Source organism: Virgisporangium aurantiacum (assembly GCF_016863635.1).
In the GTDB taxonomy this organism is placed as follows: domain Bacteria; phylum Actinomycetota; class Actinomycetes; order Mycobacteriales; family Micromonosporaceae; genus Virgisporangium; species Virgisporangium aurantiacum.
On sequence record NZ_BOPG01000012.1, the window covers coordinates 772,024 to 792,925 of the forward strand.

At 72.9% G+C, this 20,902-nt stretch carries 21 protein-coding genes and 6 tRNA genes; 8 read left to right on the forward strand and 19 right to left on the reverse strand.

Going from position 1 to position 20,902, the window contains the following annotated elements; all coding sequences use genetic code 11:
- The first annotated feature begins 26 nt into the window (after window positions 1-26).
- Together Vau01_RS12205 and argG are read left to right on the forward strand one after the other, a co-directional pair.
- Window positions 27-380 carry a winged helix-turn-helix transcriptional regulator gene (locus Vau01_RS12205; RefSeq protein ID WP_203990873.1) on the forward strand — a complete coding sequence of 118 codons (354 nt, stop codon included), beginning with the start codon at window positions 27-29 and terminating at the stop codon, window positions 378-380.
- A gap of 30 nt (window positions 381-410) precedes the next feature.
- The gene (gene argG / locus Vau01_RS12210) at window positions 411-1,862 is read left to right on the forward strand and encodes an argininosuccinate synthase (RefSeq protein ID WP_203990876.1); all 1,452 of its coding nucleotides are present in this window, start codon (window positions 411-413) and stop codon (window positions 1,860-1,862) included.
- A 35-nt stretch (window positions 1,863-1,897) separates the two neighbouring features.
- Here argG and Vau01_RS12215 read toward each other — a convergent pair whose 3' ends face one another.
- Genes Vau01_RS12215 through Vau01_RS12225 form a run of 3 tightly spaced genes read right to left on the reverse strand, consistent with a single transcriptional unit; the run spans window position 1,898 to window position 4,905 of the window.
- The gene (locus Vau01_RS12215) at window positions 1,898-2,587 is read right to left on the reverse strand and encodes a hypothetical protein (RefSeq protein WP_203990879.1); all 690 of its coding nucleotides are present in this window, start codon (window positions 2,585-2,587) and stop codon (window positions 1,898-1,900) included.
- Between the two features lie 31 nt (window positions 2,588-2,618).
- Window positions 2,619-3,455: an alpha/beta fold hydrolase gene (locus tag Vau01_RS12220; RefSeq protein WP_203990882.1), complete on the reverse strand. Its 837-nt coding sequence runs from the start codon at window positions 3,453-3,455 to the stop codon at window positions 2,619-2,621.
- A gap of 28 nt (window positions 3,456-3,483) precedes the next feature.
- A complete protein-coding gene (locus Vau01_RS12225; RefSeq protein ID WP_203990885.1) occupies window positions 3,484-4,905 on the reverse strand; it encodes an FAD-dependent monooxygenase in 1,422 nt (473 codons plus the stop codon).
- Between the two features lie 99 nt (window positions 4,906-5,004).
- Between Vau01_RS12225 and Vau01_RS12230 the strand changes: the two genes are divergently transcribed.
- Window positions 5,005-5,574, forward strand: coding sequence for a TetR/AcrR family transcriptional regulator (locus Vau01_RS12230; RefSeq protein ID WP_203990888.1), 570 nt, complete (start codon window positions 5,005-5,007; stop codon window positions 5,572-5,574).
- 25 nt (window positions 5,575-5,599) lie between these two features.
- Here Vau01_RS12230 and Vau01_RS12235 read toward each other — a convergent pair.
- The 6 genes from Vau01_RS12235 to Vau01_RS12260 all read right to left on the reverse strand — a co-directional run bounded on the left by Vau01_RS12235 (window position 5,600) and on the right by Vau01_RS12260 (window position 6,128).
- Window positions 5,600-5,684 (reverse strand) — tRNA-Tyr (locus Vau01_RS12235).
- A gap of 14 nt (window positions 5,685-5,698) precedes the next feature.
- A tRNA-His gene (locus Vau01_RS12240) sits at window positions 5,699-5,770 on the reverse strand.
- A gap of 2 nt (window positions 5,771-5,772) precedes the next feature.
- Window positions 5,773-5,845: transfer RNA gene (locus tag Vau01_RS12245), tRNA-Val, on the reverse strand.
- Window positions 5,846-5,865: 20 nt separating this feature from the next.
- Window positions 5,866-5,949, reverse strand: a tRNA-Ser gene (locus tag Vau01_RS12250).
- 24 nt (window positions 5,950-5,973) lie between these two features.
- A tRNA-Leu gene (locus Vau01_RS12255) sits at window positions 5,974-6,048 on the reverse strand.
- 7 nt (window positions 6,049-6,055) lie between these two features.
- Window positions 6,056-6,128: transfer RNA gene (locus tag Vau01_RS12260), tRNA-Thr, on the reverse strand.
- A gap of 226 nt (window positions 6,129-6,354) precedes the next feature.
- Here Vau01_RS12260 and Vau01_RS12265 point away from each other — a divergent pair.
- On the forward strand, window positions 6,355-6,819 hold the full coding sequence (locus Vau01_RS12265) for a hypothetical protein (protein ID WP_203990889.1): 465 nt from the start codon (window positions 6,355-6,357) through the stop codon (window positions 6,817-6,819).
- 8 nt (window positions 6,820-6,827) lie between these two features.
- Here Vau01_RS12265 and Vau01_RS12270 read toward each other — a convergent pair whose 3' ends face one another.
- The 3 genes from Vau01_RS12270 to Vau01_RS12280 are packed head-to-tail and all read right to left on the reverse strand — an operon-like array spanning window position 6,828 to window position 9,619.
- The gene (locus Vau01_RS12270; RefSeq protein ID WP_203990892.1) at window positions 6,828-7,925 is read right to left on the reverse strand and encodes a M24 family metallopeptidase; all 1,098 of its coding nucleotides are present in this window, start codon (window positions 7,923-7,925) and stop codon (window positions 6,828-6,830) included.
- Window positions 7,926-7,934: 9 nt separating this feature from the next.
- Entirely contained in the window at window positions 7,935-8,894 is a 960-nt protein-coding gene (locus Vau01_RS12275) for an asparaginase (protein WP_203990895.1), read from the reverse strand.
- Entirely contained in the window at window positions 8,894-9,619 is a 726-nt protein-coding gene (locus Vau01_RS12280) for a Clp protease N-terminal domain-containing protein (RefSeq protein WP_203990898.1), read from the reverse strand. The genes Vau01_RS12275 and Vau01_RS12280 overlap by 1 nt, the downstream gene beginning before the upstream one ends.
- A 74-nt stretch (window positions 9,620-9,693) precedes the next feature.
- On the opposite strand from Vau01_RS12280, the gene Vau01_RS12285 reads away from it, so the two are divergent.
- On the forward strand, window positions 9,694-10,602 hold the full coding sequence (locus Vau01_RS12285) for a 5'-3' exonuclease (protein ID WP_203990901.1): 909 nt from the start codon (window positions 9,694-9,696) through the stop codon (window positions 10,600-10,602).
- Here the strand turns inward: Vau01_RS12285 and Vau01_RS12290 are convergent.
- The 6 genes from Vau01_RS12290 to Vau01_RS12315 all read right to left on the reverse strand — a co-directional run bounded on the left by Vau01_RS12290 (window position 10,585) and on the right by Vau01_RS12315 (window position 17,243).
- On the reverse strand, window positions 10,585-10,899 hold the full coding sequence (locus Vau01_RS12290) for an STAS domain-containing protein (protein WP_203990903.1): 315 nt from the start codon (window positions 10,897-10,899) through the stop codon (window positions 10,585-10,587). The two genes, Vau01_RS12285 and Vau01_RS12290, sit on opposite strands and share 18 nt — an antisense overlap.
- Window positions 10,900-10,960: 61 nt before the next feature.
- Complete coding sequence (locus Vau01_RS12295) at window positions 10,961-11,929, reverse strand: helix-turn-helix transcriptional regulator (protein ID WP_203990907.1); 969 nt, start codon at window positions 11,927-11,929, stop codon at window positions 10,961-10,963.
- A gap of 5 nt (window positions 11,930-11,934) precedes the next feature.
- Window positions 11,935-12,903 (reverse strand): AraC family transcriptional regulator, encoded by a 969-nt coding sequence (locus Vau01_RS12300; protein ID WP_203990910.1) that lies wholly within the window; start codon window positions 12,901-12,903, stop codon window positions 11,935-11,937.
- Between the two features lie 58 nt (window positions 12,904-12,961).
- Complete coding sequence (locus tag Vau01_RS12305) at window positions 12,962-13,903, reverse strand: DUF3500 domain-containing protein (RefSeq protein ID WP_239151515.1); 942 nt, start codon at window positions 13,901-13,903, stop codon at window positions 12,962-12,964.
- Between the two features lie 9 nt (window positions 13,904-13,912).
- Window positions 13,913-14,392, reverse strand: a complete 480-nt coding sequence (locus Vau01_RS12310) for a DUF1203 domain-containing protein (protein ID WP_203990913.1) — start codon at window positions 14,390-14,392, stop codon at window positions 13,913-13,915.
- Window positions 14,393-14,450: 58 nt separating this feature from the next.
- Window positions 14,451-17,243 (reverse strand): DEAD/DEAH box helicase, encoded by a 2,793-nt coding sequence (locus Vau01_RS12315; RefSeq protein WP_203990916.1) that lies wholly within the window; start codon window positions 17,241-17,243, stop codon window positions 14,451-14,453.
- 52 nt (window positions 17,244-17,295) lie between these two features.
- Here Vau01_RS12315 and Vau01_RS12320 point away from each other — a divergent pair, with 52 nt between their 5' ends.
- Window positions 17,296-18,303 carry a methyltransferase domain-containing protein gene (locus Vau01_RS12320; RefSeq protein WP_203990919.1) on the forward strand — a complete coding sequence of 336 codons (1,008 nt, stop codon included), beginning with the start codon at window positions 17,296-17,298 and terminating at the stop codon, window positions 18,301-18,303.
- Window positions 18,300-18,998 (forward strand): HAD family hydrolase, encoded by a 699-nt coding sequence (locus tag Vau01_RS12325; RefSeq protein WP_203990922.1) that lies wholly within the window; start codon window positions 18,300-18,302, stop codon window positions 18,996-18,998. The genes Vau01_RS12320 and Vau01_RS12325 overlap by 4 nt, the downstream gene beginning before the upstream one ends.
- Here Vau01_RS12325 and Vau01_RS12330 read toward each other — a convergent pair.
- On the reverse strand, window positions 18,986-19,552 hold the full coding sequence (locus Vau01_RS12330; protein ID WP_203990925.1) for a TetR/AcrR family transcriptional regulator: 567 nt from the start codon (window positions 19,550-19,552) through the stop codon (window positions 18,986-18,988). The genes Vau01_RS12325 and Vau01_RS12330 overlap by 13 nt on opposite strands.
- Before the next feature lie 78 nt (window positions 19,553-19,630).
- On the opposite strand from Vau01_RS12330, the gene Vau01_RS12335 reads away from it, so the two are divergent.
- Window positions 19,631-20,842 (forward strand): MFS transporter, encoded by a 1,212-nt coding sequence (locus tag Vau01_RS12335; protein WP_203990928.1) that lies wholly within the window; start codon window positions 19,631-19,633, stop codon window positions 20,840-20,842.
- The last annotated feature ends 60 nt before the right edge of the window (window positions 20,843-20,902 follow it).

Here is a 20,902-nt window from a genome sequence, read left to right on the forward strand (position 1 = left end):
GTACCTAGAGGAAAGTGGCTATCCGGATGGATCCCGAGCAGGCCTGCCCCATCGCACCCGTGGTCGACATCGTGTTCAGCCGGTGGACCACACCGATCCTGTGGGCGCTCCACGAGTTCGGGCGGCAACGCTTCGTCGAACTGGAGCGGCGGCTCACCACGATCACGCCGAAGGTGCTCACCCAGCGGCTGCGCCAGTTGGAGCGCGACGGCCTGATCACCCGCACCTACCACGCGGAGATGCCGCCGCGGGTCGAGTACGAGATCAGCGACCTCGGCCGCAGCCTCGGCCCGCTGTTCCACCACCTGGCGACCTGGAGCACCGAGCACCTGCCGCACGTCGACAAGGCACGGGAGACATACGACAGCCGGGTTGCATGATTATGCGCTCAGTCGTATATAGTTCCAGCTGTGTCCAAGGTGCTGACTTCCCTGCCCGTCGCCCAGCGTGTCGGTATCGCCTTCTCCGGAGGGCTCGATACCTCGGTAGCGGTCGCGTGGATGCGCGCGAAGGGCGCGGTGCCCTGCACCTACACCGCCGACATCGGCCAGTACGACGAGCCCGACATCGCCTCGGTGCCGGAGCGCGCCACCGCCTACGGCGCGGAGATCGCCCGGCTGGTCGACTGCCGGGAACTGCTCGTCGAGGAGGGGCTGGCGGCGCTCGCCTGCGGCGCGTTCCACATCCGGTCGGGCGGCAAGGCGTACTTCAACACCACGCCGCTCGGGCGTGCCGTGGCCGGCACGCTCCTCGTCCGGGCAATGCTCGAGGACGACGTGCAGATCTGGGGCGACGGGTCCACCTTCAAGGGCAACGACATCGAGCGCTTCTACCGGTACGGCCTGCTCGCCAATCCGTCCCTGCGCATCTACAAGCCGTGGCTCGACGCCGACTTCGTCACCGAACTCGGCGGGCGCAAGGAGATGTCGGAGTGGCTGCTCGCGCACGGGCTGCCGTACCGCGACAGCACCGAGAAGGCCTACTCCACCGACGCCAACATCTGGGGCGCCACCCACGAGGCCAAGCGGCTGGAGCACCTCGACGCCGGCATCGAGCTGGTCGACCCGATCATGGGCGTGCGGTTCTGGGACCAGTCCGTGGAGATCCCGACCGAGGACGTCACCGTCACGTTCGAACGGGGCCGGCCGGTCGCGATCAACGGCAAGGAGTTCGCGTCACCGGTCGACCTGGTGCTGGAGGCGAACGCCATCGGCGGCCGGCACGGCCTGGGCATGTCCGACCAGATCGAGAACCGGATCATCGAGGCCAAGAGCCGCGGCGTCTACGAGGCGCCCGGCATGGCGCTGCTGCACATCACGTACGAGCGGCTGGTCAACGCGATCCACAACGAGGACACCGTCGCCAACTACCACGGCGACGGCCGCCGGCTCGGCCGCCTGCTGTACGAGGGCCGCTGGCTCGACCCGCAGGCCCTGATGGTGCGGGAGTCGTTGCAGCGCTGGGTCGGCACCACGGTCTCCGGAACGGTCGCCCTGCGGCTGCGCCGCGGCGACGACTACTCGATCCTCGACACCACCGGGCCGTCGCTGAGCTACCACCCCGACAAGCTGTCGATGGAGCGCACCGAGGACGCCGCTTTCGGCCCGGTCGACCGGATCGGCCAGCTGACGATGCGCAACCTCGACATCGCCGACTCGCGCTCCAAGCTGGAGCAGTACGCGGGCCTGGCGATGGTGGGCGGCCCCGACCCGATGCTGATCGGCGCCGCGCAGATCGCGTCGACCGGCCTGATCGGCGCGATGTCGGCGGGCGGCGCCGAGGCGATCGCGTCGCGCGGCGCCACCACCGGCGAGGACGACACCCTGCTCGACCAGGCCGCGATGGAGGCCGGCACCGACTGAGGCCGGCACCGACTGAGGCCGGCACTGGCGCGGCCTCAGGGCGGGTCCGGGCTTCGGCCCGGCACCGCCAGCGCGACGTTGGTCATGCCCACCAGGGCCAGGCCCCCGGTCGCCAGCCAGAACCCGATTCCGAACCGGAAGAGATCGCGGACGCCCGGGTAGTACTCCCAGCTCCGGATCGGCTCGCCCGCCGCCGACGGGTCGGAGCCGGTGACGCCCCGCCGGAGCACCTCGGCCACCAGTTCGGTGGCCTGTTCCCGGGCGAGCAGCGTGGCCGCGAGCAGGGCCAGGCCGCCCGTCAGCGCCAGCCCGGCGGTGATCGCCGCGCGCCGCCGGGTCACCCCGGATGCCGCCACCGCGAGCGCGGCCACCACCAGAACCAGCGCGGCCCACCCGAACGGTTGCGGGCGCAGCGGCGACGGCCGGTCGCCGAGCAGGTCGACCACCTCGGCGTCGCTGAGCCGCCGGGGCGGGCTCGTCGCGTCGTCGGCCCACGCCACGTCCGGCCGGCCGCCGGTGAGGATGTCGGTGCCGGTCCAGGTGACCCGCCACGTTTTACGCAGCTCCGCCGCGTCGGCGCCGGTGGCCTCGTCGCCCGAGCACGACGCGCTCAGGAACGGCAGGAGCACGCAGAGCAGGACACCGGCCAGCCCGACCGGGCTGCCGAAGCGGCGCACCCCGTCGCGGCCACGGCGTCGTCTGGAAGCGATCGCGTCGGACTCCATCGACCCGATGCTATGGCACGCGGAGCCGGCCTCAGCCGCGGAGGAACGTCAGGAGCGCCTCGTTGAACTCGTCCGAGTGGCTGATGTTGCACCCGTGCGGTGCGCCGCGCAGCGCGACGAGTTGGCTGCCGGGGATCGCGGCGTGGGTGCGTGCCGCGGAGCCGTCGAAGGGGACGGTGCTGTCGCCGTCGCCGTGCAGGACCAGCGTCGGCAGGGTGGCCCGCACCAGGTCGTCGCGGAAGTCGGTGTTGCCGAACGCGGCCAGGCACTCCAGGGCGGGGAGCCGGCCCGCCTCGCGGCACATGTCCAGCGCCTCCATGCGCTGCGAGTCGGTGACCTTCAGCCGGCCGTCCACCGAGAAGACGTCGGTGACGAACCGGTCGTAGAAGGCTTCCCGGTTCGCGGTCAGCGACGCGGTCATCTTCGCCGCCGTCGCCATGCGCATCGGGCCCTCCCGGTTGTTCGGCGTCCGCATCAGGTACGGGGTGACCGATGCCGCGAACACCACGCTGCGCAGCCGCAGCCGGCCGTAGTCCCCGAGGTAGCGGGCGACCTCGCCGCCGCCCATCGAGAAGCCGACCAGGGTGGTGTCGTGGAGGTCCAGCTCGGTGAGGATGGCGTGCAGGTCCTCGGCCAGCGTGTCGTACGAGTAACCGGTCAGGGGCTTGTCGCTGCGGCCGAACCCCCGCCGGTCGTAGGTGACGGCCCGGTACCCGGCCTTCCGCAGTGCCGGCACCTGGTACATCCACGACCGGCCGGTGAGCGGCCAGCCGTGGATGAGAACGACGGGGCGGCCGGTGCCGCCGGTGTCGTCGACGTGAACGGTGGTGTTCCTGAGCACGCCGCGGTGCACGACGATCTCCCCCATGATCCAGGTATGCCCTGGTGACGCCGCCCTACACCCCGGCGCGGGCGGGCTGTCCGACCAGTGCGGCGAGCGCGGTCCGCACCTCGGCCGGCTCTGCTGTGCGTCCGAAAATCTTTGCCACGTACCCGTCGGGCCGGACCAGGACGATCTCGCCAGCTGAGGCCACCGCGCGCACCCGGTCGCCCCAGCCCTCGGGGGCGGTGCCACCGACGAGCACGAACCGGCCGCCCCGCAGGTGCTCGTAGAGCCGCGTGCCGTCGGCCAGGTCGAGGTCCGGCATGCGGCTGCCGACCCGCGGGTCCTCGCCGCGCGGCGCCGCGTACCGGAACCCGATGGCCGAGATCCGGCCGGTGAGCCGGCGCCGGATCGCCGGCACGCGCAGCGCGAGACCGCCGACGACGCCGCGGACCGCGCGGCCGACGCGCGAGCGCAGCATCGCCATCCGGATCATCGTGCCGCTGATCCGCAGCACCTCCGCGCCGACCGGGTGCCGCTCGGCCTGGTACGTGTCGAGCAGCGTCTCCGGGGCACCCCGGAGCACGGCGGCCAGTTTCCAGCTCAGGTTCGCGGCGTCCTGGAGGCCGGTGTTCATGCCCATCCCGCCCGCCGGCGAGTGGACGTGCGCGGCGTCGCCGGCCAGGAACACCCGGCCGACGCGGTACTCGGCGACCTGCCGCTCGTCGCTGTGGAAGCGCGACAGCCAGCGCGCCTCGGAGATGCCGAAGTCGGTGCCCAGCGCCCGCCGGGTGATGGCCCGGACCTCGTCCAGTTCCAGCGGGGTGTCGTCGGAGACGTCGCTGCGGCGGTCCCAGGCGAAGATCCGGTACCAGCCGTCGCCGAACGGGGCGAGGAACACGAACTCGGAGCCGTTGCCGTCGACCGTCAGCGTGTCCGGCGGGGTCTCCCGCAGCCGCACGTCCGCCAACATGATCGACTTCAGCACCGACCTGCCGGGGAAGGCCTGGCCGAGCGACCGGCGCACCGCGCTGTGGAAGCCGTCGGCGCCGACCAGGTAGTCCGCCCGGTACGTGCGGTCCTCGGTGATCACCGAGACGCCGGTGGCGTCCTGGTGGACGTCGACGACCGTCGTGCCGTACTCGATCGTGACGCCGGCCGCGACCGCGCGGGCCAGCAGCACCCGCTCCACGTTGTACTGCGCGGTGACCAGCATGTACGGGAACCGGCCGGGCAGGCGACCGAGGTCGACGTGCACCCGCTCGAAGAGCCGGATGTCGGAGACGTGGCCGGCGCCGGTCCGGTCGAGCTCCTCGACCAGGCCGCGGGCGTCGAGCACCTCCAGCGTGCGGGCGTGCACGGCGAACGCGCGGGACAGGTTCGAGACCCGTCCGTCGCGCCGCTCCAGCAGGGTGACGGCGACGCCCGCCTCGGCGAGGTCGCCGGCGAGGAGCAGTCCGGTGGGGCCCGCGCCCACCACGATCACGTGCGACATGTCGGCCTCCTGGGTCAACAAGTGTTTGCCAACGTCTGTTGGCATAACGTACAGCGGGCCTCATGGCGTGTCAACACTTGTTGGCCTACAGTCGTTGGCATGACTTCGGAGACAACGCCGCGCCGGTCCGACGCCACCCGGGCGGCGATCCTGACGGCCGCGCGGGAACGGTTCGCGGCCGACGGGTACGAGCGGGCGACGATCCGCGCGATCGCCGCCGACGCGCGCATCGACCCGTCGATGGTCATGCGCTACTACGGCAACAAGGAGAAACTGTTCGCCGCCGCGGCCGAGTTCGACCTCCGCCTCCCCGACCTCGCGGCCGCGCCGCGCGACACGGTCGGCGCCCGGCTCGCCGGCCACCTGGTCGACCGCTGGGAGAACGACGAGACGCTCATGGCCCTGCTCCGCGCCGGCGTCACCAACCCGGCCGCGGCCGAGCGCATGCGGCAACTGTTCACCGCGCAACTGGGCCCGGCGGTGGCGGCCCTGGCCACGAACCCGGCCGAGGTCCCGCTGCGGGCCGGCCTGCTCGCGACGCAGGCGCTCGGGTTCGCCCTCACCCGGTACGTGCTCCGGTTCCCGCCCGTCATCGCCATGGACCGCGCGACGGTCGTCGCCTGGCTCGGCCCGACGCTCCAGCGCTACCTGACCGGCAGCCCGGAATAGTTCCCGACCTCTCAGCGATCCACGATGGTGCGGGCGGAGGGAATCGAACCCCCTGAGCCGAAGCAGCCGGGTTACAGCCGACCTCACCTCTCCAACGGTGACGCGCCCGCGTGTGATGCATCAGGGTGACCGGGGGGAGTCGAACCCGCCGCCGCTGGATCCACAGTCCAGCGCTCTACCGTTGAGCTACGGTCACAGTGCCCGCACCTGGACTCGAACCAGGGACCTTCGGTATGTCGAACCGGTGCTCTCGCCACTGAGCTACGCGGGCGGTGTTGTTTCTCTGGTGCGCGGAGGAGGTGGGATTCGAACCCACGACGGGCGTTTGCCCGTACGCCGCTTCCAACGGCGTCTCCGTAGCCGGCCGGCTCCTCCAACGTGCTTGACGACAAACATGCGTGCCCTCGGCGCGACTCGAACGCGCACATGACCAGCATCTCGGGCTGGCGCCTCTCCCAATTGGGCTACGAGGGCGGAAAAGAGCCATCGGTCAGACTCGAACTGACCACCTCGGTCGTACCAGGACCGCGCTCTCCCAGATGAGCTACGACGGCATGAATACAACAAAAACGCCGCCCGAACCCCGATGCGGGTGGGCGGCGTGAGCGCGTTCCGGTGCGCTTACGTGTGCCACCCGGTGGTGGTGTGTGCGACAAGTGAATAGGCGAACATGCTCACCACCGTAGACTCCCCCACCCCCGCCGCCAACCGAATATCCGCTCCGCTCCCTGGCATGAATAGGGGGTTTCCGCGGCGGCGCCGGCCGCGAGGATCATGGCCATGTCTGTTGTTCTCGCCCCGCCGATGCTCGTGGTCGCACCGCGGCGCACCGCCCCGCCCAGCGTCCACGTGATCGCCGTCCTGCAGTACCTGGGCGGTGTCGCCGCGCTCGCCGCCGGCGCGCTGTTCGGGTACCTGGCGGTCGTCGCGGGCCGTGACGTCCAGACCGAGGAGGACTTCTTCGACCCCACCACGATCGCGATCGCGTTCGGTGTCCTGGCCGGCGTGCTGGCGCTGTCGGGTCTGGTCGCGATCCTGCTCGGCCGCAAGGTTCAGCGGGGACGCCAGTGGGCGCGCGTCGTGGTGCTGATGCTGAGCCTCATCAGCGCGATCAGCATCGTCGGCTGCATCGTCCTCTACCAGGCGGGCGTGTGGACCGCGATCGGCGTCGCCTACCCGGCGCTGTGCGCGGGGCTGCTCAACACCCGCGCCGCCCGGTCCTGGTTCCACCTCGGCGACTGGTGATCCCGGGGTCAGAGGACGACCAGCTCGGTCGGCAGCGTGTTCATCCGGTCGGCGCCGTCCTCCGTGCACACCACGATGTCCTCGATGCGGGCACCGTGCCGGCCCGCCCGGTACACGCCGGGCTCGATCGAGAATGCCATCCCGGGCTCCAGCGGCCGGTCGTTGCCGGCCACGAGGTACGGGTCCTCGTGGCCGTCGAGGCCGATGCCGTGGCCGGTGCGGTGCAGGAACTCCGGGCCGTAGCCGGCCTTCGTGAGGAGGTCGCGGCAGGCCGCGTCGACGTCCTGCGCCGCGACACCCGGCCGCACCGCGACCAGCCCGGCCAGTTGGGCCTCGTGCAGGGCGGCGTAGTACTCCGCGAAGTCGGCCGGTGGCCGCCCGCCGGCGACGTAGGTGCGGGTGCAGTCGGAGCAGTAGCCGTCGGGCATCGTGCCGCCGATGTCGACGACCACCGGGTCGCCCGCCTCGATCACGCGGTCGGACGTGTGATGGTGCGGGCTGGCACCGTTCGGCCCGCTGGCGACGATCGTGAAGTCCACCTTTTCGTGCCCGGCGGCCCGGATCGCGGCCGCGATGTCGGCGGCCACCTCGGCCTCGGTGCGCCCGGGCCGCAGCCACTCCCCCATCCGGGCGTGCACCGAGTCGATGGCCGCACCGGCCCGGCGCAACGCCTCGACCTCCTCCGGCGACTTGCGCAGCCGCAGTTCGCGCAGCACGTCACCGGCCAGGGCCTGCGCCACGCCCGGCAGCGCGGACCGCAGCGCGAGGACCTGCTCGGCCCACATCCGGTTCGCCAGGCCCACCGAGGACGCACCGGGAAGCGCGGACGCCACCAACGGATACGGGTCGGTGCCGTCGAGATGATCGGTGATCGTCACGCCGAGGCCGCCCGCCGGTGCGGCCTCCGCGTCGGGACGTTCGAGACGCGGGACGATCAGCGTGGCCGGCCCGTCGACGGGCAGCACCAGCAGGGTGAGCCGCTCGGTCGGCTTCGCCGCGTACCCGGTGAGGTACCGGAGGTCGGAGCCGGGGCTGAGCAGCAGCGCGTCGAGGCCGGCGGCCGCGGTGGCGGCCCGGGCGGCGTCGAGCCGGTCGATCGTGTACATCAAGCAACCCTAAAGCGCCTCGAACCAGCGGCGCACCCCGGCGGGACTGCCGGATCCGAGCGCCACCATCAGCGCCAGGCGGGCCTTCGACGCGGCCAGCCCCCGGGCGCCGATCGCACCCACGGTGGCCGCCAGGAAGTGGCTCTCGGGCGGGTCGGTGGTGACGCCGGCGCGGCAGCGGGAGGCGACCACCACCGGGATACCCCAGTCGGTGAGGTCGCTGATCGCGGCGAGCAGCGACGTCGGGACGTTGCCGTTGCCCGTCCCCTCGATGACGACGCCGGCCGCGCCGCCGTCGACCACGGCCGTGAGCACCGACGCCTCCATGCCCGGGTAGGTCCGGATCAGCGCGACGTCGGTCGCCGGCTCGCCGGCCGCCCGGGGTGGGCGCGGCGGCGGCGCGCCGAGCGGTTCCACACCGGCACCGGCCCCGCCGCCGACGACGCGGCCCACCGGCGGGTACGGCGCCGACGAGAACCCGGCGACGGCGGTCGCGTCGACCTGCGTGACCCAGCGCGCGGCGTGCAGGTCGTCGTCGACGCACACCACCGCACCGGCCAGCCGTAGCGCCGGATCGCGGGCGGCGACCAGCGCGGCGGCGAGGTTGCGCGGGCCGTCGGCGCCGAGTTCGTCGGGCCGGCGCGCGGCACCGGTGAACACGATCCCGGCGCGGGCGGCGGCCGGCCCGACGAGCAAATCGGTGAGGAACGCGGTCTCCTCGATCGTGTCGAGCCCGTGCGTCACCACGACGCCGTCGTACCCGTCGTCGAGGACGGCCGTGCGCACCGTCCGGGCCAGCATGAGCATCGTCGACGACGTCATGTCCCAGGCCGGCTCGGTGAGCACGTCCATCGGCTCCACGGTCCCCTTCCCCGGCGGCAGGTCCGCGAGGAGCTCGGCCGCCGAGCGCAGACCGGATCGGCCGTACGCGATGACGTCGCCGGTCGCGATCAGGAGCACCCGCGGCATCAGCGCTGTCCCGCCGCCATGATCTTCGTGAGGGCGTCGACGATGAACTCCTCGGCGCGGGCCTTGTCGATTCCGAGCCGGTGCAGCGGGCCGTCGCCGTCCTCCTGTTCCAGAACGGCGAGCAGGATGTGCTCGGTGCCGATGTAGTTGTGGCCCAGCCGCAGCGCCTCCCGGAACGTCAGTTCGAGCGCCTTCCGGGCCGGCGGGTCGAACGGGATGTGCCCCGACCGCGCCGGACCCGGCGGCGGCAGCGTCGCCACCACGGCCTCGCGGGCCGCCTCCAGCGTGACGCCCTGCGCCTCGACCGCCTTCGCGGCAAGCCCTTCCGGGACGTTCAGCAGGCCGAGGATCAGGTGGCCGGACTGGATGGTGGGGCTGCCGTTCGTCCCCGCCTCGTGCTGGGAGTCGACGACCACCTTGCGGGCCCGGTCGGTGAACCGGGCGAAGTTCATCGAGGTGGCCGCCTCCTCGGACTTGGGCACGAAGCGCTTCTGCGCGGCCTGCTTGGAGACGCCCATGCTGCGGCCGATGTCGGTCCAGGACGCGCCGGAGCGGCGGGCCTGGTCGACGAAGTGGCCGATGAGGTGGTCGGCGAGTTCGCCGAGGTGGTCGGCCACCAGGACGGCGTCGGTCAACTGGTCGAGGGCGTCGGTGTGCACCTGCTTGATGGTCAGGATCACGTCGTCCAGCCGCACCGGCGGCGGGATCGGCATCGGGTTCGTCATGTCGTCAACCTTAGGTTGACGGTGCCGGATCGTCAACCCGAGGTTGACGATCGAATCCATGGCACGCTGTACCGGTGACGCTGCTCCTGGTCGATGCCGCCAGCCTCTACTTCCGGGCCTACTTCGGCATTCCCGAGAAGGCCGCCCTGGCCCCCGACGGATCGCCGGTCAACGCGGTGCGCGGGTTCATGGACATGGTCGCCCAGCTGGTCCGCACGAGACGGCCCGACCGGTTGGTGTGCTGCCTCGACGCCGACTGGCGACCGGCGTGGCGGGTCAAACTGCTGCCCGCGTACAAGGCGCAGCGCCTCACCGGCGCCGGCGGCGAACTGGTCCCCGACGGGCTGGTGCCGCAGGTGCCGATCATCGAGGAGGTGCTCGACGCCGTCGGGATCCGCGCGGTGGGCGTCAAGAACTACGAGGCCGACGACGTGATCGGCGCGCTCGCCGCCCGCGAGCCCGGTCCGGTCGAGGTGGCCACCGGCGACCGCGACCTGTTCCAGGTCATCGACGACGCCCGCGGTGTGCGGGTCCTCTACTGCGGCCGCGGCGTGGCCAAGCTCGAGGTGCTGGACGACGCCGCACTGCAGGCCAAGTACGGCGTGCCGGCCAGCGGCTACGCCGACTTCGCGGCGTTGCGCGGCGACCCGAGCGACGGCCTGCCCGGCGTCGCCGGCGTCGGCGAGAAGACCGCCGCCCGGCTGATCACCCGGCACGGCGACCTCGACGGCCTGCTCGCCGCGCTCGACGACCCGGCCGCCGGGTTCGCCCCCGGCCTCAAGGGCAAGCTGGTCGCCGGGCGCGAGTACCTGGTGAAGGCGCAGAAGGTGGTCAAGGTGGCCGTCGACGCGCCGGTGCCGGCGATCGACTGCACGATGCCCCGGGTCCCCGCCGACGCGGAGCGGTTGTTCGCCCTCGCCGAGAAGTGGGGCCTGGCCAGCCCGGCGCGGCGGCTCGTCGACGCGCTAGCCCACGCCGAGTAGCTCGCGTAGGCCGGCCAGCCGCAGCACCAGCAACGGAACCGGGCTCGCGACGACCACCCGCACGTCGGCGTCGTGCGCGGACGCCTCGACGCGGTAACGCTCCAGCGTGCGGGCCACCGAGGTGTCGAAGTAGCCGACGCCGCCCAGGTCGATCTCCACCTGCGGCACCGATCCCGGCGCCCGGGTCCACATCGTCTCGGCCAACCGGTCGAGCACCGACAGGTCCAGGTCGCCGCGCACGACGAGCCGGAGCACGCCGTCACCCGCGGCTTCCCACCGGGCAAGGTCGGTCGACATGCCGCCAGCATCGGTCGACACGGGTGGATGAATCTAGTGCGCGGAACGCACGCGGTTGTCCTCAGGACGAACCCCTCAGCGTGGCGCTGGGCAACACGCCGTACGTGGCGCGGTAGATCGCGGTGAACCGGCTGTGGTTGGCGAAGCCCCACCGGGCGGCGACCGCCGCCACCGTCGTCTTCTCCGGATCGGCGGCGATCAGGGCGCGGTGGGCGTGGTCGAGCCGGACCCGGCGCAGGTACGCCATCGGCGTCGTGTCGAGGTGCCGGCGGAACGCCAGTTGCACCGCGCGGACGCTGACGTGCGCGGCCTCGGCGATTCCGGCCAGCGAGACGTCCTCGGCGGCGTGGTCGTCGATGTACGCGAGGGCGCGCCGCAGCGTGGTGTCGGACGCGTCGTGCCGGTCCTCGATCGTCGGATCGACGAGCGCCGTGTTCGGGAAGGTGGCCAACGTCGCCGCCGCGAGCAGTTGCGCGGCGCTGTCGACGAGCAGCGGGACGGCGGCGGTCTCCCGGTCGTCGAGCAGGCCGGCGACGTAGCGGCGGGTGTTCCACCAGTGCGCCGCGGCGGCCGGCGAACACGGGTCGAGGCCGGTGAACCGGATCGGTTCGGGCCGCCGGCCGGGCGCCGGCGAGGCCACCCGGGCCAGCAGCCCGGGATCCATGACGCAGCAGGTGATGGCGCCGGGCAACCACCGCAGGGTGTACGGCAGATCGGGATCGGCCACCAGGAAGAGATCGTCGGCGGCGTACCGTCCGTCGACCCGGCCGCAGCACCGCTCCATCCGCGCCGTCGACACGCGGGCGATCACGAGCAGGCGCAACGGATCGACCGCGAAGTCGAGGTGGTTGAACTGCTCGACGGACTCCAGCGCGAAGGGGCCGGCATCGGTGCGCCGGTGGTGGAACCGGTACCGCTCGTCGGTGCAGGTCATCCGCATCGCGGTGCCGTACATGGTCACCAGGTAGTCGTGGATGGCGTCCGCGTCGGTCAGCTCCCGTGTCGTGATGCGCCGTTCGGGCGCCGCCATGGTCGTCAGGCTCCGAGCGTCTCGCCGGGCGACCGTCCGAAGACCTTGCGGTACTCGACCGCGAACCGGCCCGGCGCGGCGAAGCCCCACCGGCGGGCGATCCCGGCCACGGTGTCGCCCCGGGCCCGGTCACCGGCGAGCAGGTCGCGGTGGGCGCGTTCCATCCGGACCCGGCGCAGGTACCCCATCGGGGTCGTGTCACCGTGCCGGGCGAACGCCGCCTGCAGCCCCCGGACCCGCACTCCCGCGGCCGCCGCGACGTCCTCCAGCGTGATCGGCCCGTCGGCGTGGGCGTCGATGTAGGCGACCGCCTGCCGCACCGCGATCGGAGGAACCCGGCCCGCCCCTGGCGTGTAGTCGACGGTCATCGTGCTGTTGGGGAACGCCGCGAGCACGGCCGCCGCCGCGGCCTCGACCACGCTGGACAGGATCAGCGGATTGGACACCGCCGGGTCCGGACCGGCGAAGCTGTCGAACAGGTAGGCCGCGGTCGCCAACCAGTGCCGGGTCAGGGCCGGCGACACCGGTTGCACCCCGGCGAGCCGGAAGTCCCCGGAGTCGACGCCGAGCCGGCCGGCGAGCCGGGTCACCGCCGCCGCCGGCATCTGGACGATGTCGCACGTCACCTGCTCCATCAACACCGCGAGCGGGATGCCCGGCGGGTACAGCAGCACACCGCCCTCGCCGGCCCGGCCGACGTAGCGTCCTGCGGTCAGGTCGAAGCGGCCGCCGGTCACGTCGACCACCACGATCGTCTCGAACGCCTCGGTGCTGACCGCCACCGTCGCCCCGTAGATCATGCGGTCGACGGTGACGCCGCCGGCCCAGGCCGCCCGTGACCGGAACCTGAGCGGGCTGGACCGGCCGAGCAGGCGCGGACGGTTCCTGACGTACCGGCTGCTGATCAGGTGCTCGACCTCGCCGAGATCGCGCGACTCGACCTCGATCCGCCCGACCTCCACCCGGGTGTCCATGCTCCGGGTGTACTCCAGGCGGAAAGCGGACGCCGTCACCCGTGCGGGTGAATGCCGCTCAGGAGTGCGCGGCGGCGCGGTGCTCCCGCAGGATGTGGTCGCCGAAGTCGCAGCCGGGACGGCGCAGCACCGTGTGGGCGTGGTTCCCGCCGTCGTCCTGGTTGTCGTACTCGATCAGCAGCTCACCGGACTGCACGCGGTAGTAGTGGCGGCCGCCCGGGTCGGTGGAGCCCTCCCACGCGAAATGGAGCCGGCCCAGGTCGATGCGCGCGGTCTCGGCGCCGGCCAGGTCCGCGGGCAGCCGGCCCAGGTAGACGTGCAACAGGCGCCACAGCAGTTCGCGCGCCTTCGGGTTCAGCGCCCGCGCGGCCACGCCGGCCGGCTCCAGACCGTCGTCGAGGTCGGCCCGGGAGCCGCTCCGGATGTCGAGCGGCGGTTCGTCGGCCACGATCGCGGCCGACCGCTGCTTCGGCCCCATCTCGGCCAGCAGCGCCCGGGCCACGTCCTCTTCCGGAGCGAGCGGACGCAGCACCACCGCGCCCGCGTGCCCCATGCGCGCCGGGTGCGCGCCGAGGAACACCGGCGTCGGCGCCACGCGGTTGCCTTCGAGCGTCATAGAGACGGACAGGTGGTGACCCTCGAACCGCCAGCCCCACAGGTCGCCCTCGCTCGGGCTGCCGAACACCACCACCGAGTAGTTGTCGCTGCGGCGGCCGTTGCGCCAGTTCTCGGCCCGGTCGAGCACCTCTTCCAGCGCCATCACGGCCATCGCCTGGGCGTAGGCGGCCGGGCTGAGCGCGGCGGCGAGCAGGCGGTGCATGCTCTTGCGTCCGTCGGAACCGAGTTCGCAGAGCGTGGCACCCGGACGCGGTATCGGCGTGTACTCGATCCACCGCCGCTGACCGTCGTCGAACGAAAGGTGGACCTTCTCGCGCGCCTCCGCCGGAATGCCGGCGAGCAGCGCCGACGCCGCCGCGCGCATCGCCCGTGCCGTAGCCATGTCCTCACATTACGGTGAACCGGCAGGTCGCGCCTCGAACATGAGGCAGCCCGCCGCCGCGCTGCGCACGTGGACGAACGCCACCGACGGCTGGGCGAGCACGGCCCGGACGGCCGCCTCCTGGTCCTCACCACCCGGCACGAACGTGATGTGGTCGTAGGCGCGGGCGCCGTCGTGGGTGAACGGGTTGATCATCCGCCGGTCGCGGGACAGCTCCACCGGGTACACCCCGGTGGTCCCGTACCCCGCGCACGCCTCGCTGTGGACGAACACCGGGCCGGCCTCCATCCACGGCGACGGCGCCGTCCACGGCGAATAGGTGATCAACGCGATCCGCTCGTCGGCGTCGGCCGGGCGCAGGCAGCACCGGAGCGGCTCCCAGCCCTCGGCGGCGAACGGCGTCCACGGGTTGCCGAACTCGTCCTCGCCCGCCGCGCGCATCGCCGCGAGCCGGTCGGGGTCGATCGGAAGGAACAACACGTCACTCATGCCAACAAGCCTGGCGCGAACCGGGCCCGGGGTCTGGCGGGATTAGGACCTCGCGTTCTCACCCCACCGCGGAGTACGCGAGGACGCCGCGCCGGACCTCGCCCATCGCCGACCGGGCGGTCTTGCGCATCTGCGCGTCGCCGGCCTCGGACAGTTGACCGAGCAGGTCGAGCACCTGCCGCGCCCAGCGGACGAAGTCACCCGCCGGCATGTCGCCGTCGAGGCCGTGGGCGCTGGTCAGGACCTTGGCCAACGACTCGCCGCGGGCCCAGCGGTACATCGGCCAGACGAAGCCGAGGTCGGGCTCCTTCGTCAGGGCGAGGCCGCGGTCGCCCTCGTCGGCGCTGAGCTTCGCCCAGATCGAGAGCGTCGCGTCGATCGCGTCGAGCACCGGGCCGCGCGGGACCTGGGCACGCTCGTCGGTCTCGCGGCGGGACTCGTACAGGACGACCGACACGGCCGCCGCCAGTTCGGCAGGGCCCAGGCCCGTCCACACGCCGGACCGCAGGCACTCCGCCACGAGCAGGTCGGCCTCCGTCCAGATGCGCGAGAGCGTCCGGCCGGCGTCGGTGACCGCCTCGTCGGCGCTCAGGTAGCCGCGGTCGGCGAGCAGTCCGCAGACCTGGTCGAACGTGCGGGCCAGCGACCCGGTGCGGGCGGCCACCTTGTTGCGCAGCCCTTCCGTCTCGCGCCGGAGGCGCCAGCGGCGCTCGGCCCAGCGGGCGTGCTCCTCGCGCTCGGGGCAGCCGTGGCACGGGTGACCGCGCAGGTCGGCGCGCAGCTCGGCCAGCCGCGCGTCGTCGGCCGCTCCGCCGCGTCCCGCCGCACCCCGTCCCCGCTCGCGCCGCCGTCCCTTCGCCGGTTCCGCCTTGGCCGGGTCGTAACCACGCCCGGAGCCGCGCCGGTCGATCGCGCCGGCGGCACCGGCGGCGTTGCGCAGCGACGCCGCCAGGTCGCGGCGCTCCTGCGGTGACCGCGGGTTGAAATGCTTCGGGACGCGCACCCGCGCCAGCGGTTCCACCGCCGCCGAGAAGTCCGTGGCGGCGATCCGGCCCGCCCACCGGTCCTCGGTGAGCACCATCGGGCGCGGCTCGCCGAACCCGCCCGTGCCCGGGTCGAGGATCACCACGAGCCCGGCCCGGCGACCGGCCGGCACCCGGATCACGTCGCCGACCCGCAGCCGTTCCAGCGACTCGACCGCGGCGGCCCGCTTCTGCGCCGCGCCCTCGCGGGCGAGCGTGCGCTCCCGCTCGGCGATCGCGATGCGCAGGTTGAAGTACTCGTCGAAGTCGCCGAGGTGGCAGGCCATCGACGCGGCGTACTGGTCCATCGCCTCGGTGTGCTTCTGCACCTGGCGGGCGATGCCGACCACCGACCGGTCGGCCTGGAACTGCGCGAACGAGCTCTCCAGCAGCTCGCGCGCGGGGGCGGCGCCGACGTTGCCGACCAGGTTGACCGCCATGTTGTACGACGGCCGGAAGCTCGACCGCAGCGGGTACGTGCGCGTCGACGCGAGCCCGGCGACGTGCTGCGGGTCGACCTCGGGCGCCCACACCACGACGGCGTGCCCCTCGATGTCGATGCCGCGCCGCCCGGCCCGCCCGGTGAGCTGGGTGTACTCGCCCGGCGTGAGGTCGACGTGCTGCTCGCCGTTGAACTTCACCAGCCGTTCCAGCACCACGCACCGGGCCGGCATGTTGATGCCGAGCGCCAGCGTCTCGGTGGCGAACACGGCCTTCACCAGGCCACGGACGAACAGGTCCTCGACGACCTCCTTGAACACCGGCAGCATCCCGGCGTGGTGGGCGGCGAGACCGCGTTCCAGCCCGTCGAGCCATTCCCAGTAGCCGAGCACGTTGAGGTCCTCGGCCGGGATGTCGCGGATGCGGTCCTCGACCAGCGCGCGGATCTCGGCCTTCTCGTCGGGACCGTTGAGCCGCAGCCCGGCGGCGACACACTGCTGCACCGCGGCCGCGCACCCGGCCCGGCTGAAGATGAACAGGATCGCCGGCAGCAGGCCCTCCCGGTCGAGCCGCTCGACGATCTCGTACCGCAGCGGGGTCGCCTTGCGCCGCGACCGGTAGCCGCGCCGGTCGTCGACCCAGTCGAGGCGGCGCAGCTGCTCGCGCGTGTACCGGAGCAGTTCGGGGTGGACCTCGTGGTGCTCGGCCGCCGCCTGGTCGTGGAACAGGTCGAACATCCGCCGGCCGACGAGCATGTGCTGCCAGAGCGGCACCGGCCGGTGCTCGCTGACCACCACCTGGGTCTCGCCGCGGACGGTGACCAGCCAGTCGGCGAACTCCTCGGCGTTGGACACCGTGGCGGACAGCGAGACCAGCGTGACCGACTCCGGCAGGTGGATGATCACCTCTTCCCACACCGCGCCGCGGAACCGGTCGGCGAGGTAGTGGACCTCGTCCATCACCACGTAGCTCAGCCCGTCGAGCGCGGTCGATCCCGCGTAGAGCATGTTGCGCAGCACCTCGGTGGTCATCACCACCACGGGCGCGTCGCCGTTGATCGCGTTGTCGCCGGTGAGCAGGCCGACCTTGGCCGCGCCGTGCACCTCGACCAGGTCGTGGTACTTCTGGTTCGACAGCGCCTTGATCGGCGTCGTGTAGAAGCACTTCCGCCCCTGCCGCAGGGCCAGGAACACCGCGAACTCGCCGACGACGGTCTTGCCGGCGCCGGTGGGCGCGCAGACGAGCACGCCCGAGCCCTTCTCCAGGGCCCGGCAGGCGTCGCGCTGGAAGGGATCGGGCTCGAACGGAAGGCCCGCGGTGAACTCGGTGTAGGCCGGGTGCTCCGCCCTGGCACGGGCGTCGGCATACCGCTGGGCCGGGGTGGTCATGCCCCAAGGCTACGGAAGCGATCGACGCAACGCCTGCGGGTATCCTCGCGGGGTGCGCCGGCGGTTCGAGGTTACGTTCCTGCCCGGCCTCGGCGCCGAGGTCACGGCCGAGGTCGCGGAGCTGTCGAAGAACGCGGCCGCGCGGCCCGTTTCGGGCCGCGACGACGCCCTCGAGGTGACGCTGGAGAGCGCGGCCCGGCTGCTGTCGATGCGCACGGCGGTGGCGGTGTCCGAGGTGCTGGCGTTTACCGTCCCCCGGCCCCGGTCCCTGCTCAGCGGCGAGTACCTGCCGCTGATCGCGGCCGCCGTGCGGCGGGTGAACGGGGCGCGCTCGTTCCGCATCGAGGCCGCCGGCTCCGACTCGGCGGTCTTCGCGAGGCTGGCGTCCGCCCTCTCCGACGCCACCGGCCTCGTCGCCGACCAGGCCGACGGTGACGCCGTCCTCCGGTTCCGCCGCTCCCCCGACGGGTGGGACGTGCTCGTCCGGCTGACCGGCCGCCCGCTGTCGCACCGGCCGTGGCGGGTCCGCAACGTGCCGGGCGCGGTGAACGCCACGATCGCGGCGGCGGTCGCCCGCCAGGTCGGCGTCCGCCGCGCCGACCGCGTGGTCAACCTGATGTGCGGATCCGGGACGCTGCTGATCGAGCGCCTGCTCGCCGGCCCCGCCCGGCGCGCCGTCGGCGTCGACCACGATCCCGACATGCTCGCCGCGTGCGCGGAGAACCTCGCCGCCGCCGGCGTACACGCCGACCTGGTCAAGGCCGACGTCACCGCCACCGACTGGCAGGACGCCGGCCCGTTCGACGTCCTCCTCGCCGATCCCCCGTGGGGCACGCTCGTCGGCGACCATGCCGGCAACGAGGACCTGCACCTCGACCTGCTGCGGCGCGCCGCCGAGGCGGCCGCACCCCGGGCCCGGCTGGCGGTGCTCACCCACGAGATCAAGCGGATGGAGCGCTGCCTGCGCCGCACCGAGAACCTGTGGCAGGTGGCAACCGTGACCCGCGTGTTCCAGAAGGGCCACCACCCCCGCGTCTACGTGCTGAACCGCGTTTCATGACGGCCGCGCTCGTCGACTTCCAGGGGACGATCGCCCAGGTGGAGGAGCCGCTCCGGCGGGTGATCGGTGCGGCGGCCGCGTGCGGCGTCGACCTCGCCGGCGACACGGCGACGAGGCTCGCGTCGGCGCTGGTCGAGGCCGGGCTGGCGGGCGGGCCGCTGCCGACCCGGGTACCACCGGGGATCCTGACCGCGTGGGAGCGCCGGGACCTGACCGCCGCCGACCACCGCGCCGCCTACACGGGCCTGGCCGCCGGGGTCGAGTCCGGCATCGACGGGTTGCCGACCGCCCTGTACGACCGCCTGCTGACCGCCGACGGCTGGCAGGCCTACGCCGACACCCTGCCGGTGCTGGCGGCCCTGCGGTCGGCCGGCGTGCCGATCGTGGTGGTCAGCAACATCGGTTTCGACGTCCGCCCGGTGACCCGTGCCCTCGGCATCGACGCCCTCGTCGACGCGTACGCCCTGTCGTACGAGATCGGCCACTGCAAGCCCGCGCCGGAGATCTTCCGGGCCGCGTGCGCGCTGGTCGGCGCCGACCCCCGGGACGCCGTGATGGTCGGCGACACCCCGGCCGACGCGGCTGCGGTGACGGTCGGCTGCCGCTGCCTGATCCTGCCGGCCAGCCCGCCGGGGGCCGAACACGGCCTGCGCGCCGTCCTCCCGATGCTCGGTGTCGAGGCTCAGCGGAGGTAGCGCTCGATCGCGTGCCGGATCTGGTCGGGCGTCATCGGGTCGGTGGACAGGGCGCTGTGCAGCACCAGCCCCTCGATGAGGGCGTCGAGTTCGCGGGCCGTCGTCGGGTCGAAGTGCTGCTCCAGCGCCCGGCGGCTGCGGGCCATCCACGCCTGCGTCACCGCCTTCAGCGCCGGGTTGCGGGCCGCCGCCACGTACAGCTCCACGCTCAGCACCAGGTCGCGGCCGGCGGACGCGCCGAGCAGGTCCTCGGCGACCAGCGTGACCACGGCGTCGATCGCCGCCCGGCGGTCTGGCGCGGCACCCATCCGCTGGTCGAAGACCCGGGCGACCGAGTCGGCGTGCCGGGTGAACGCCTCGGCCAGCACCTCGTCGAGCGATGCGAAGTGGTAGGTCATCGACCCCAGCGGGACGTCGGCGACGCGGGCGATCTCGCGGTGCGTCGTGCCGGCGACGCCGCGTTCGGCGATCACCGCGATCGCGGCGTCGATGAGCCGGTCGCGCCGGCCGGGGTCGTGCCGGCGCGGTCGCCGGACCGTCGCGGAAGCACCCATGCGTACGAGCGTACATAGTGAGGGGCGTTACACCGAACGATATGTACCCGTGTACACACGATGTGTACCGTCGTACATATGACCGCAGCACCACCGTCCCCGAGTGCCGTTCGCGCCGCGACCGCCGCGACGTACGCGGCCTTCATCGGCTCGGGCTTCGCGTTCGCCAGTTGGGCGTCGCGGATCCCGCAGGTCCGCGACCGCCTCGACCTCGACTCGGCCGCGCTGGGGCTGGTGCTGCTCGCGATCGCCGCCGGGTCGCTGCTCGCGCTCCCGCTGTCCGGCCCGGTGGTCAGCCGGATCGGTTCGGCCCGCACGGTGACGGCGATGGCCGCGCTCCTCGGGGTCGGCCTGACCACCGCGGCGCTCGGGTCGCTGGCCGGCGTGGTTCCGGTGGTGATCGGGCTGTTCCTGCTCGGCTTCGCCAACGGCGCGTGGGACGTCGCCATGAACGTGCAGGGCACGGTGGTGGAGCGGCACCTCAAGCGGTCGATCATGTCGCGGTTCCACGCCGGCTTCAGCCTCGGCACCGTGGCCGGCGCGCTGCTCGGCGCGGGTGCGATCGCCCTGGACGTCCCGGTCGCCGCGCACCTGGTGGTCGTCGCGGTCGTCGTGGTGGTCGCGGTGGTCTGGTACACCCGCCGCTTCATCGCCGACACCGACGCGCCCGGCGACGAGTCCCCGGTGGACGCGCCGAGGAGCAGCGCCCTGAGCGCCTGGCGCGAGCCCCGCACGCTGCTGATCGGCGTCTTCGTGCTGGCTTTCGCGTTCGCCGAGGGCGTCGGCAACGACTGGATCAGCGTCGCCGCGATCGACGGCCACGGCGTCTCCGCCGCGCTCGGCACGCTGGCGTTCGCCGCGTTCCTCACCGCGATGACCGTCGGCCGCTGGTTCGGCCCCGGGCTGCTCGACCGCTACGGCCGGGTGCCGGTGGTGCGGGCCCTGGCGGCGATCGGCATCGTCGGGGTGGCGATGTTCGTCTTCGCGCCGTCGCCGATCGTCGCGTTCGCCGGCACCCTGCTCTGGGGCCTGGGCTCGTCGCTGGGGTTCCCGGTCGGGATGAGCGCCGGCGGCGACGACCCGCGCCGGGCGGCCGGCCGGGTGAGCGTCATCGCGTCGATCGGGTACTGCGCGTTCCTGGCCGGCCCGCCCGCCATCGGCTTCCTGGGGCACGAGATCACGGTGCTGCGCGCGCTGACCGCCGTCGCGGTGCTGCTGGGCGTCGCGGCGGCGATCGCCACCACCGTCCGTCCGCTGGCACCGACGGAGCACGACGCGCTCGTCAGCTAGAACCGCCGTTGGCCGCGGGCACCTCGGCGTCGATCTTGCAATTGTGCTCGCCCTTTCGCC